The organism is Chitinophaga sp. 10T418, assembly GCF_056394125.1.
The window spans coordinates 1019608-1032938 of sequence record NZ_JBFTHG010000001.1 but is presented as its reverse complement, the minus strand read 5'-3'; the positions used below and the strand labels follow the sequence as shown (position 1 = coordinate 1032938).

General features: G+C 45.6%; 11 protein-coding genes. 3 read left to right on the top strand and 8 right to left on the bottom strand.

What is annotated here, in order from left to right; translation table 11 throughout:
• Positions 1-29: 29 nt before the first annotated feature.
• The 5 genes from AC1DCV_RS04285 to AC1DCV_RS04265 form a co-directional block, all read right to left on the bottom strand.
• Positions 30-596 (bottom strand): YceI family protein, encoded by a 567-nt coding sequence (locus AC1DCV_RS04285; protein ID WP_477022001.1) that lies wholly within the window; start codon positions 594-596, stop codon positions 30-32.
• Positions 597-729: 133 nt separating this feature from the next.
• The gene (aspD, locus tag AC1DCV_RS04280; RefSeq protein WP_477022000.1) at positions 730-2373 is read right to left on the bottom strand and encodes an aspartate 4-decarboxylase; all 1644 of its coding nucleotides are present in this window, start codon (positions 2371-2373) and stop codon (positions 730-732) included.
• A 17-nt stretch (positions 2374-2390) separates the two neighbouring features.
• Entirely contained in the window at positions 2391-3437 is a 1047-nt protein-coding gene (locus AC1DCV_RS04275; RefSeq protein WP_477021999.1) for a type II asparaginase, read from the bottom strand.
• Between the two features lie 282 nt (positions 3438-3719).
• A complete protein-coding gene (locus AC1DCV_RS04270) occupies positions 3720-4148 on the bottom strand; it encodes an SRPBCC family protein (RefSeq protein WP_477021998.1) in 429 nt (142 codons plus the stop codon).
• A 60-nt stretch (positions 4149-4208) separates the two neighbouring features.
• Complete coding sequence (locus AC1DCV_RS04265; protein WP_477021997.1) at positions 4209-5120, bottom strand: helix-turn-helix domain-containing protein; 912 nt, start codon at positions 5118-5120, stop codon at positions 4209-4211.
• A 160-nt stretch (positions 5121-5280) separates the two neighbouring features.
• Between AC1DCV_RS04265 and AC1DCV_RS04260 the strand changes: the two genes are divergently transcribed.
• Complete coding sequence (locus AC1DCV_RS04260; RefSeq protein WP_477021996.1) at positions 5281-6267, top strand: aldo/keto reductase; 987 nt, start codon at positions 5281-5283, stop codon at positions 6265-6267.
• A gap of 98 nt (positions 6268-6365) precedes the next feature.
• On the opposite strand, the gene AC1DCV_RS04255 is transcribed toward AC1DCV_RS04260, so the two are convergent.
• The 3 genes from AC1DCV_RS04255 to AC1DCV_RS04245 all read right to left on the bottom strand — a co-directional run bounded on the left by AC1DCV_RS04255 (position 6366) and on the right by AC1DCV_RS04245 (position 10300).
• The gene (locus AC1DCV_RS04255) at positions 6366-7808 is read right to left on the bottom strand and encodes an arylsulfatase (RefSeq protein WP_477021995.1); all 1443 of its coding nucleotides are present in this window, start codon (positions 7806-7808) and stop codon (positions 6366-6368) included.
• A 219-nt stretch (positions 7809-8027) separates the two neighbouring features.
• Entirely contained in the window at positions 8028-9392 is a 1365-nt protein-coding gene (locus AC1DCV_RS04250) for a Gfo/Idh/MocA family protein (protein ID WP_477021994.1), read from the bottom strand.
• A 44-nt stretch (positions 9393-9436) separates the two neighbouring features.
• Complete coding sequence (locus AC1DCV_RS04245) at positions 9437-10300, bottom strand: sugar phosphate isomerase/epimerase family protein (RefSeq protein WP_477021993.1); 864 nt, start codon at positions 10298-10300, stop codon at positions 9437-9439.
• A 216-nt stretch (positions 10301-10516) separates the two neighbouring features.
• On the opposite strand from AC1DCV_RS04245, the gene AC1DCV_RS04240 reads away from it, so the two are divergent.
• Together AC1DCV_RS04240 and AC1DCV_RS04235 are read left to right on the top strand one after the other, a co-directional pair.
• Complete coding sequence (locus AC1DCV_RS04240; protein WP_477021992.1) at positions 10517-10840, top strand: hypothetical protein; 324 nt, start codon at positions 10517-10519, stop codon at positions 10838-10840.
• Positions 10841-10844: 4 nt separating this feature from the next.
• A complete protein-coding gene (locus tag AC1DCV_RS04235) occupies positions 10845-13328 on the top strand; it encodes an Hsp70 family protein (RefSeq protein ID WP_477021991.1) in 2484 nt (827 codons plus the stop codon).
• Positions 13329-13331 lie beyond the last annotated feature (3 nt).

Genomic DNA, 13331 nt, shown 5'->3' with positions numbered 1-13331 from the left:
GATATCAACGGGCCGATATCGTATAGTCGTTACTGTTTTTTAGCTAGTACCTTCAACACCACAGTTAACTTATCATCAATTGCGTTATCTGGTCCTACACCAAAATCTTTACGGTTAATGACAAACTGCCCGTTCAGCTGGCAGCTGTTGGCTGCTACCACGGCCGTAAAGGGAAAGGAGATCGTTTTGGTCACCCCTTTAATTGTTAGTGCACCAGTGAGCTGGTAAGTATTGGGTTTGTCGGTAGCCGCTACAGAAGTGGAAAGCAGCCGCATCACCGGGTATTTGCCTGCATTAAAATATTTCTCTTCCAGCAAATCCCTGTCACGTTTACCAATACCGGTACTGATGGTATTAACGGCTACGGTGGCATCTATTACGGCGGACTTCAGATCATGCGGATCAAAACGGATATTACCTTTCAATCCTTTGAAATAGCCATTCACCGTACTGGTGAAGACAAGGTGATTGACGATCGTAAATTTAACGGTGGCCCCATCATCAGCAGCTGTATATTGCTGTGCCTGTAGTGTGGTACCACATAATACCAGCAAAGAAGATAGCAAAAGACGGAGGGTAGATACAGGAGCTTTCATGATACAAAGTTGTTTGTTTACAATGATTCCGCCAAATCGCGTACCACGTTTGTGGAAGTCTCCGGGGTACTTACAAAAACAGCGGGCCACCCTTGCATGGCTACCCGCTGTACATCTATCATTATAAAAAAAGCTACTTTTTGCCTGTTTCTTCTTTATAGGCGCTCACATATTCGTGCATAATTTCGGTCAGATTTTCACCTATCAGCGTATAAGCATCTGTAGGGAGATTAGCCAGTGATACCCGTACCGACCATTCAGGACCACCAAATCCGCCACCATTGAGTAAAACTATAGCAGTTTTTTCTGCTAGCCTGAAGAGGATATCTGTAGGCTGCATTTTCTTTTGCAGCCATTTGGAGAAATCATCTCCATAAATTTTACTCGCCCAGGAAGCAATATCTATTTCGGAATAGTAGCCTGTATTCAATGGATCATCTATTTGTTCCAGCTCTATTTGATCCCATAATAGTTTCAGGCGTTTGTGTACCAGTTCCTGCGCAATCTTTTTGTAATTATTCTCTTTATCCAGCAAAGCAAACAGGCTGAATAACGTCATTTGTGTTTGCTGCGGTAAAGATAATCCGGCAGTGTGATTCAGTGCTACCTGCCGGCTGTCGGCTACCATGCGGTCAATGAACTTCATCTGCTCCGGATGCAGGGTGGTAGTGTTATAGCGCTTGGCCAGCCCTTTCTTCGCCGTGGCGGGCAATTCACTGATCAGCTTATCGTATACGTTATGCTCATGTATAGCGATCACGCCTAAACGCCAACCGGTACAACCAAAGTATTTCGAGAACGAATATACGCAGATCGTGTTAAATGGAATTTTTGATAAGAGAGAATGAAATCCATTGACGAAAGTACCATATACATCATCTGTAACAATCATCAGATTGGGATTATCTTTCTTCACAATAGCGGCCAGCTTATCCATGATAGCAGGGTCTATGGCCCTGGAAGGAGGATTGCTGGGGTTCACGGTAAACAATACTTTAATTTCCGGATCTTTTAGTTTTTTCAATTCTTCATCCGGATACTGCCAGGTATGTCTTCCTTCTTTCGTTTGGCCGATAGCGTTAATGTATACTACTTCAAACTGATAACGTTCCAGTTCGGGAATTTCCAGGTAAGGCGTAAACGTGGGTACCATCAAAGCGATACGGGAACCTTGTTTCAACAATTTGTTCTGCATCAGCGAATCGAAGATGTAACACATGGCGGCGGTACCGCCTTCTACCGCAAACAGGTCAAATTTTCCTTTGATCACCTTTCCTCCGCACATTTCTTGTACAATATAATCATGTACAATTGGCTCCATGTGAGCTAACATACGGCCTGGCACCGGGTATTCGTTACCGATAATACTTTCTGCCAGTTCAAAAACAAATTCATCTTCTCCGAAATTATGTTGCTGAATACCGTATAGGTATGCCTGTTGTAGCAGGTTGGCGCCGGGTACACTTTTATGCAGGGCCAGGAAAGATTTGAAGCGGTCGCTGATACCACTCTTTTCCGGAACGCCGGCAAAGCCGTGGTTGTCTGCCATATTACGCCTGCATTCTGCGATACCGAATTGCCCTAGCAGGAAATAAGCTTCCCTTGGTACGGTAGCTACCCAGTTAGGGTTACCACGACCTGCATTCAACATTATCTCCGTACTTTTTTCTGCTTTACTTTTCGCCAGTGAAATGAGGGTATCCTTCAGTTCAAACGGACTTAGCTTTTGTAACGCACGTTGCTCTGCTACCGTGGTTTTAATATAAGACAGCGCCATAGCTTATGTTTGGAGGATCAATATTTAAAGAAATAACTCTGCAAAATGTCTTTGTTGGTGGTTTGTGTAAGTCCCAGCATTAACAGTATCCTTGCTTTCTGGGGATTCAGGTCATCGCTGACAATAGTACCCAGTGTTTTATCGTCAACTTCATCATATTGCGTTACCCTGCCGGATCCCACATGGCTGGACCTTACCACTACAAGTCCTTTTTTCACCGCCGCCGCAATGGCATCATAAAAAGCTTTGTTGAAATTGCCATTGCCTACACCAGCAATCACGATGCCTTTATACCCTTCTTTTACAAAGTTGTCGATGGCCACTGGTTCGGCATCTGCATACATATATGCGATCCCGACTTTAGGCAGCGTTTTATCTCCGGTAATATTAAAGGGGGTTTCTTTGTCGGACTTGCGCATAGGGCTCATGTAGTAAATCACTTTGCCGTCATATACCTGTCCTATAGGCCCCAGGTTGGGAGAGCGGAAAGCATCTACTTTGGTCGTACTTCCTTTGGATACATCCCGGCCATCAAAAATGCTTTCATTGAAAACCACCATCACGCCGCGTCCATTGGATTTGGTATTGGCTGCCACGGTAACGGCATCATATAAATTTTTGGGACCATCTGCACTGATAGCGGTAGAAGGACGCATAGACCCGGTGAGTACTACCGGCTTATCACTGCGCACGGTCAGGTTCAGAAAATAGGCAGTTTCTTCCTGGGTATCGGTACCATGTGTAATCACAATTCCTTCTGCTTCATTATGGACAAATATTTCGTTGATACGCCTGTTTAGTTTCTGCCAGATCCCGATCGTCATATCCTGACTACCCACATTGGCAATCTGTTCACCGGTAATAGTTGCAATATTTTCAATACCTGGAACAGCCTTCAGTAATGATTCAATAGGTACCTTGCCGGCTGTATAAGCCGCCCTGTCGGCGGAGGCTCCTTCTCCGGCAATAGTACCACCTGTAGCCAGAATGATGATGCGTGGTTTCTGGGCAAAGGAGGTAACACAAGCAAATAATACTACGATTAAAGTACATAAGGTTCTCATATGTAGTGCTTTTAATACCTTTAGATTGTTTGGTAGGAATTGTCAGGATATTAGAACACCAGAAGCCCAATTATTGTTCGCGTGCGATTTTTTGTCGTGAGGCAGGATTATACTGATTTAGATGATTTTCCAGATTTTTGTTTTAATGATTTTGTAAGATTTTAAAAAAAGATTAGGGGAGATGTAGGCGGATATCCGCCTACATCTCCCCTAATCTTCTTAATCTTATAGAATAAAATCAGGTAATCATCTAAATCAATATAATCCTGGTAAAGACAAATATCAAACGCCTTCTGCTACCTTCTTCAGGCCGGTCAATACCGTTTTCCAGTTTTCCTTTGAATGATCACAGGCTTCCTTGTTGGCAAAGTTCGACTGGGTGATAGAAAACTGGGTATGATCACTTCCCTTGTCTTCCAGGCGATAAACAATCGTCGAATAATTCTCCGGTACATCTTCCCTGCCGGAGCTTAGATAACTGTACGATAATAACTTTCCTTTTTCTACATCCAACACTTCTCCTTTTTCTTCATAATGTTTTCCTTCCCATTCACCGGACCAGATCACCGGGCTACCTTTTTTCCAGTCGCTGTCCACTTCTGTTCCGAAAAAATAACTTTTAATCTTTGTTTTATCCGTGATCGCGGTCCACACTTCGGAAGCGGGAGCATGAATACTGATAGATTCCGTTACTGTCAATTGCTTGTCCATAATAAAGTGTTTTAAATTGTACTACAATATTAGGCAGTTGCTAAGGGAGCGGATTGCATTTTACGGATTAATTCTAACCGAATTGGGGGTGACCCCGAATTTCTTTTTAAAAGCATTATTAAAATGCTGAGGTGTGGAATAACCCAGTTCATATGCTATTTCCGCTGATGTTTTCTCTGTATCCAGTAAGTATTGATTAGCCAATTGCAACCGCTGCCCGGTTAAATATTCAAACACGGTGGCATTAAAGGTTTCTTTAAACCCGCGTTTTAACTTGTATTCGTTCAGCCCTACCAGTTGTGCGATTTCCGTGAGGCCCGGCGGATCATTTAAGCGTTCGTTGATGAGATCTCTGACAGCAATTATTTTTTCCTTGTCTGTTTTATTTTTTATAAAAACGTCCTTTTTAGCTGCCGCGTAGTTATATGCTTCCGCAGATAATACCAGTAATTCAATACTTTTTGATAACAGGAATAATTTTTTCAGTTGTCCCGTAAAGCGGCAGTTCATGATCTGCCCTATTACCTGTTGTGTGGCAGCATCAATAGGTCCCCAGTTTTCTGAGAGCAGGGCCTCTTTTCCAGCCATTACGTGCTCACAAAATCGTTGCAGGTATTCATTGCCCGTTTGTGTAAACTCGATGAACAGGTTTTTGGGGAATTGTATCCCGAAAGTTTCTATCTCTGCGGCTTTCGGTTGTACTTCAATTTCAAATCCGTTAGAGTACATAATATTGTGATGACCACCTATGAGGTCAAAGGAACGGTTCAGCTGTTTATAGGAAAAAGCGTAATCCCCTTTCAATCCAAAATGCAGTCGTACCACATCGGTATCGTTGCTGGTACGCATATGATCTGCTTTTTGGTAATCCGTCACCGTATGTGTTAACCTGATGTCATCACAAAACCAGTCTGTAACGGTGGTTACACTGTTGGGGGTTGTTAACTGAAATTGTTTATCGTGGTTCGTCATACACGTTAAAATTACGAATAATAACTACCTTTAAAAAAGTGCCTTATTTTTCCCCTTCTTTGAAATCCACAACTATTTCTGTTGTTAATACAATTTTCCGGCCGTATCGCCAGCATATCTTTGCGTAATCAGATTATCAAATATAAAAGCAGATTATCTTATGGAATACAGAACATTAGGAACAACAGACGTACAGCTGTCTGCCATTGGTTTGGGCTGTATGGGAATGAGTCACGCCTACGGCGTACCCGATGATGTGGAATCTATTGCCACACTTGAAAAAGCCCTGGAAATAGGTATTAACTTCTGGGATACCGCAGATGTATATGCAGCCGGCAAGAATGAAGAGCTGGTATCCAGAGTCCTGAAGCCCAACCGTAATAAAATCTTCATTGCCACCAAATTTGGCTTTTCGATGAATACGGACGTGCGCGCCGGCAACTTCGATGGTTCTCCCGCCTATATGAGAAAGGCCGTGGAAGCCAGCTTAAAAAGACTACAAACGGATGTAATCGATTTATACTATGCCCACCGCATTGATCCTAACGTGCCGGTAGAGGAGATGGTGGGTGCGATGGCTGAGTTGGTAAAAGAAGGTAAAGTACGCTACCTGGGCCTTTCGGAAGCTTCCGCCAACACGCTCCGTAAAGCGCATGCGGTACACCCCATCAGTGCGTTACAAAGTGAATATTCCCTCCTTACCCGGGATGTGGAAAAAGAGATACTACCGGTGTGTAAAGAACTGGGCATTTCCTTTGTCCCTTTCAGCCCGCTGGCCCGTGGTCTTGTTATCAACGACCTGGATGTAGCCAAACTGGGGGATAATGATTTCAGAAAACAATTGCCCCGTTACCAGGGTGAACATGCAGAAAACAATAAGCTGCTGGCCACCGGATTTGCGGAACTGGCCTCCGGAAAAAATTGTACACCCGCTCAACTGGCACTGGCGTGGGTACTTGCACAGGGAGATAACATTATCCCCATCCCCGGTACTAAAAGAAGAAAATACCTGCTGGATAATGCCGGCGCTGTAGACGTTCATTTAACAGCTACCGATCTTCAAAACCTGGAAGACCTGCTGAAGAAATATCCGAATACAGGTGAAAGGTATAATGAAAGTATGAACAAGCTGGTAGATAGAAGCTGAAACAGCTTTTAGCCATTAGCTTTTAGCTTTTAGGAAATGCAGCGAAGATTAATAAATGTTAGTCTTCGCTGCATTTCCTAAAAGCTAAAAGCTAATGGCTAAAAGCTAAAAAACGGATATAACGCTGTTTCCACGTGTGCTTCTTTCATATAGCCAGCCATTTTACCCGCAATATCGGGATGTGCTGCCGCTACGTTTTTTGTCTCCGCAGGATCTGTAGCCAAATCATATAATTCCACTGCTGCATCCGGATGCTGTTGCGCCTGTTGTCTTACCGCCTTCCAATTACCTTGTCTCACCGCCTGACGGCCACCATCTTCATGAAACTCCCAATAGAGATATGGATGTTGCTGTTGTCCTTTACCACCTGTTAAGGTTGGCAGCAGTGATACACCGTCAGTATGGGGCATAGATGGCGCCTTGGTCAGTTGTGCCAGTGTAGGCATAATATCCCAGAAAGCGCCCTGGAATGAATTGGTACTGCCTGCTTTTATTCTGCCAGGCCAGCGGGCAATAAAGGGCTCACGGATACCGCCTTCGTACAGGTCTCTTTTTACACCACGAAAACCACCGGCGCTGTTAAAGAAAGCCGGATCTGCACCACCTTCTGTATGTGGACCGTTATCACTCGTGAATATCACCAGGGTATTTTTGTCTAATCCCAATGCTTTCAGATGTGCCATCACCTCGCCTACATAATTATCCAGGCGGGTCATCATGGTAGCAAAGGTGGCGTGTGGATAGACCTGAGAGGCATAACCGGGTACAGTGGCTTTAGGACCATAGTCGTTGCCTTTGTATGGTTTCTCTGCAAACTTACCTTTGAAATGCCGGAAAAGACTATCATCTGGTACCTGCAGCTCTGCATGTGGCAGGGTATAAGTCAGGTAAAGAAAAAATGGTTTGCTTTTATTTTCTTCCAGGAAGCGGAGCGCTTGTGCCTGGATCATATCTGGTGCATAAGTACTCATGTGTTCCAGCTGTCCGTTTTCCGGCAGCACCACTTTAGTATCATTATCCCAGAGGTGTGTGGGAAAGTAGCGATGCGACTGCCGCTGGCAGTTGTAGCCATAAAAACGATCGGTTCCCTGTTTCATCGGATCACCGGAAGAGCCTACCGGCCCCAGTCCCCACTTACCAAAGATGCCGGAAGTGTACCCAGCCTTCTTTAGTACTTCCATGATCGTTATAACGGTGTCGGCTATAGGTTGCTGCCCTTCAGGCTGTACTTCCTTATTACCACGGATAAAAGTATGCCCCGTATGTAAACCGGTAATGAGCGATGCCCTGGAGGGCGCACAAACGGAAGTACCGGCATAAAACTGCGTAAAACGCATGCCTTGCTTCGCCAGCTGATCAATATGTGGAGTAGTGAATTTTTGTTGACCATAAGCACTGAGGTCGCCATAGCCTAAATCATCTGCGAGAATAAAAACGATGTTTGGAGTAGTCGTTGCTTTTTGTTGCGCTTTAACGGGTAGCGCCAACAATGCAAGTCCTGCTGCCGCGGGTAGCAGTTTTGTCAAAATGTTCCTGTTCATAGTTCGTTGTTCTAAGCTGTCCAAAATACAAAGTATTCCGGAAGTATTCACAACAAGAAGGCCGGCAGGGTAAAACCCGCCGCCATAGTGACTATCACTGCACGCATAAACCTATGATGTAATAGATAATGTCAGAAACGACGGTACCCGCAAAAAGCCATCGTTATCAACAGCTTTTTGCGGGTACCTGCCAGGAGCATTTATCTTGTCATTTGCGAACTACATCTTAAACACTTTACCCCCCACCATTACTTCCTGCGTAGCCTCATCAAACGTGGCTTTCATGCCGGTACGATAGGCGGCATTGCCCATGATCAGTGCAATAGAGTGTGAGTAAGCGGCTTCAATAGGTGCATTGGGCTGCTTACGTTCACGCACACACGTCATCCAGTTGCGTACATGCGCATTCGTGAGTGAATCGCCGCCGGTGTTGGCACTGGTAGTAGCTGCATCTTCATTACTGAGCGTTTGGGCAGTCAGCAGGTTAGCATGCATCCCCATTTCCTGCGCTTCTTTTTCCGTAAGACCGCCGGTGGAGCTTATTTTGTTGGTAGACATGTCGATGGTACCACCATTGGAATAATAGATTTCTTTGGTGCCGCCGGCAGAGTTATGAAAACGGCTGCTGTACATTACCTGGAATCCGTTGGCAGGATCATTTTCAGGACCGTAGTCAAATACGGCAGTGAGGGTATCCGGATTTTTCCGGCCATCTTTCCACATATAAATGCCACCGTTGGCAACCGCGCTACGTGGGTGTTTCAGGCCACTGAACCAATGCACCGTATCTATCTGGTGAGTCATCCACTGACCGAAGATTCCAGAAGAATAAGGCCAGAACAAGCGGTATTCCAGGTATTTGCGCGGGTCCCAGCTATCCTGCGGACGGCCTGCCAGGAAGCGTTTCCAGTCGGTATCAGATTCGCGGATCGATTGTACCAGGTCCGGACGGCGCCAGCGACCAGGTTGGTTTACATTCCAGGTCATTTCTACCATGGTAATAGGACCAAACTTGCCTTGTTGTATGAAATTGGCAGCAGCATGATAACTGGGGCCGCTACGGCGCTGCGTACCCACCTGCATGATGCGGCCCGATGCTTTCACGGCTTTCAGTGCATTACGCGCATCTTCCATGGTTTCGGCAAAAGGCTTTTCACTGTACACATCGCACTTGTTCTTCACCGCTTCTATCGTATGATAAGCATGCTGGAAATCGGCGGAGGCAATGAATACCGCGTCCAGTCCCTTGATATTATACAGCTCATCATTATTCATACAGGCCTGTACGTTATGCCCGGTTTTCTGCTGCAGAAAAGCCTTTCCTTCATCCCGGCGCCTGTTCCATATATCAGATACTGCGATCAGGTCAAAATTCAGTTCCTTGTTATTATTGAAGAAAGAAGGCAGCAATGCCTGTCTCGCACGATCGGAAAATCCAACCAGTCCTACGTTCACGCGGTCGTTGGCGCCCATGATGCGCGCATAGCTGCTCGCAGGCATGCCCATGGCGCTGATAGTAATACCGGCTCCTGCCAGTAATGATTGTTGCAGGAATTCCCGCCTTGTTTTTTTTGATGCAGACATATAAAGGAGTTTTCTGTTTTTGTTACTTGGTTATTTATTACTGGCTATTTCATGCCCCAGGCTTCTTTCAGTTGCCCCTGCAGGTAATCAAATGCCGGTTTATATTGTTTAGCAGGATCATCCCAGCGACATTCCATCATGATATGACCGGTGTAGCCTATTTTATGCATAGCGGCGAAATAAGGCTTAAAATCATCTCCTGCAACACCTGGCGCTGCCCTCTTTTCTTTTTCCGCAATATGGCAATGCACCAGTAGTCCTTTGGCCTTTTCAATATTGACAGCTGGCTCATTTTCCCGCAGCATATGATAGATGTCTGCCGTTAACCGGAAATTAGGATGATGAATCGCCGTTACCACCTCATAGCCTTCCGCCAGGGTATTCACAAAATTGGTTTCTGTTTTATTCAGGTTTTCCATGGCTATAACGCAATCATATTTGGCAGCAATCACGGCCATCTTGCGGCCCAGCAAAATAAACTGTTGCACTGCCTGCTGACGGTCTACCCCTTCCGGTATTTTACGGGCTTCTCCACTGCCCAGCACAATGAGCGTTACCCCGGCTAATTTAGCGCGCTGCATCACAGAATCCACGTAACCTAACACCCTGGCTTCATCTACTTCGTTGCCGGTGAGTTTAACATACCCCGGCACAAATACATTACAACTCTGGACTTTACAGCGACTGTTGCGCAGGGCATGCAGCTGCTCCCGGAACTGTGCTTCACTCAGAGAGGGCGACAGGATTTTACGCACAGTTTCTTCCAGGTAAGTAAACCCGCTGCTGGCGGCGATACTGTCGTTGGAAAAAGAAGTACAGATCCCGATGGCAGGTAACGGCGTCTGTGCATTCGATTGCAAAAATGCGCCTGAGAGTATGGAAAAGGTGAATAACAACCATGTTTTCATAACGTCTGGGTATGTTTAATGTGGAATACGGAATAGCTTTAAGATAATATCTAATTCCGGAAAAACAAAATTTACCCGAAGCGGAAAACACAGAGCTATTGATGCGAATGATCAAAGCGGAAAATAATACCCGCTCAACTCATTCGCATCAATAGCTCTGTGCCTTCCGCTTTCTGCTTCCAAATCAATATATTTGCTGATAACACAATTTACCGAATGGACCCACTATTAACCCTTCACATCAGGATCATTAACCAGGTATTTGAACTGGATAAGAAAACCGCTGCCAAACCGGAGCTGTTGTCGCTGCAGCGCAATGTAGACCGTATCAAACAACACTTCGAGGAAGCCGGTTATACTATTCTGAATCCGCTGGGAGAAGCGTATCATGAAACAAGAATAGATTACGAAGCCAGCATTACCGGCGATATGGCCCCGGAAATGGAAATTGTGAATGTTATCAAACCAGTCGTATATTATACCGAAGGCGGACAAAAATCCATTTTACAAAAAGGGGTAGTCATCGCCGCTGCAAAATAAACCTATGAGCAACCAAATTAATTTCGGCATTGATCTGGGCACGACCAACTCCCTGATCGGCAAATTTCAGAACGGTACCGTAGAAATATTCAAGAATCCATTCGGTCAGAAAGAAACGTTGCCTTCCGTGGTAGCCTTCAGGAAAGACAGGATCATTGTGGGCGATAAAGCCAGGGAGCTGATAGAGAAAGATCCGGAAAATGTGTTTTCTTCTTTCAAAAGAAAAATGGGGACCTCGGAATCTTTTTTTGTGCCCAATACCAGCGACTTTAAAACACCGGTAGAACTATCTGCCATGGTGCTCAGAGAGCTCAAAAACTTTATATATACCGGCGAAAAGCCGGATGCGGTGGTCATTACCATCCCCGCCTCTTTTGATACCATCCAATCCAACGCCACCAAAAAAGCAGGTAATGATGCCGGCTTCAGAGAGGTACAACTGTTACAGGAACCCATTGCTGCGAGTCTCGCTTTTGCCAACAAACAAACGGATGCCGGCAGCTTACAGGGACAATGGCTGGTGTATGACCTCGGCGGCGGCACTTTCGATGTGGCGCTGGTGAAGATCATTGACGGCGAAATGCGCGTAACAGATCATGAAGGCGACAACTACCTCGGCGGAGTGGATTTTGATATTGCCATCATAGAAAAACTGGTGGTTCCGCAACTGCAGCAACAGGGACAATATCCCGATCTGCTCACAGAGCTGCGCAGCGCCCGCGGGAAATACAATACCCTGTATCATATCCTGCTAAAAAAAGCGGAAGAGGTGAAAGTACAACTCACCAACAGCACCGCCGCTGAAATAGAATTCGAAATCAACGAAGAGGATATATACCTCACCATCACCCGGGATCAGTTTGAATCCGTTATCTACGACAGCATCCAGTACTCTGTGGATCTCGTCAAAAAAATACTGGTCCGTAATAACCTAGCTGCTGCCGATATCATGGAAGTTGTGATGATTGGTGGCAGTACCTACATCCCACTGGTAAAAAAACTGGTAGCAGCACAACTGGGCATTGCCGTAAACTGCAGTGTAGACCCCACTACGGCCGTAGCTGTGGGCGCCGCATGGTATGCAGGTACCCGATCCGTTTCGGCGCTTAAATCGCCTGAAAACAAGCCTGCCGTTGCCGGTGAACTGAATATCCAATTTAAAACAGCTTATCAAAAAAATACCGCCGACAAAGAAGAGTATTTCACCGCGATTGTAACAGGCCCCGTAGCAGGACTGAGCTACCGTATTGTGCGGGCAGATGGCGGCTACGACAGCGGCATCAAACCCCTGCAGGAACGTATCTCTGAAATGTTGTTGCTGGCAGAAAACAACAACAATGTTTTCAACATCCTGGTATTTGATGCAGCCCACAACGAAGTGGCTGTGCAGGCACCCGTTATCGCTATTACACAAGGGAAATTMAATATCCACGGACAACCGCTGCCCAACGACATCTGCATAGAAATAGATGACCTGGAAAATAACACCACCAAACTGGAACTCATCTTTGAAAAAAATGCCATCCTCCCGCTGCGCAAAACAATTATCAAAGAAGTGATGAAAACCATTCTGCGCAGTGGCCAGGATAGCTTACTCATCAACGTAGTAGAAGGCAGTCGTTATGCGATCCCCGGCAGCTGTGTACCACTGGGCATGATTGAAATCAAAAGCACCGACCTGGTGACAGACCTCGTAAAAGGCTCTGATGTGGAAATCACCTTACAGATCAGCGAAAGCAGAGACCTCTCCGTAAAAGCAGTGCTGCTGATGAATGAACAGGAATTTTCTGAAGTGTTCAACCCCATGGTAAGGCAAATCAATATGGGTAAACTACAGGACGATATCCGGCAACTGAGAATACAGGCAACAGAAAAACTGAAGACCTTCAAAAACAGCCAGCAGTACGAACTGGCAGCCACCGTGCAGGATATACAATCCGACCTCGACTATATCAGCGGCCGCCTGGAATTGATCAGCACCGATGATGTAACAGACGAAAAATACCAACTGGAAGAAAGGAAACGGAAACTGGCGCAACTACTGGACAGCACCGGTAAAGATCAGCAGATAGTGGAAGTGACGGAAAACTATTTCAGGCAAAAAGACTATTGTCTGCGAAATATCCGCGAGGAAAATGACACAGCGCGACTTACCAGGTTCGAGCAAATCATCAAAGAAGAAAGCACTTATCTTTCCTCTCAAAGCTACTATACTATCAAAGCTAAAACCGACGAACTGATTAACCTGGGCTGGGAAATTGTCCGTAATAAACCATCTACCTGGATCAACAACTATTACTTCTACTCCAATATTCCACCAAACGATTATACCAACCCGCAAATGGCTGCCCGGTTCATGGAAATAGGCGAAAAAGCACTGGAGCGACAAAATTACGAAGAGCTGAAAGCCGCCGTATACCAGCTTCACAACCTGATGCCGGATGATAAGAAAACAGATCAACAACTGAAAGGTACCGGTATCGGGTAAACG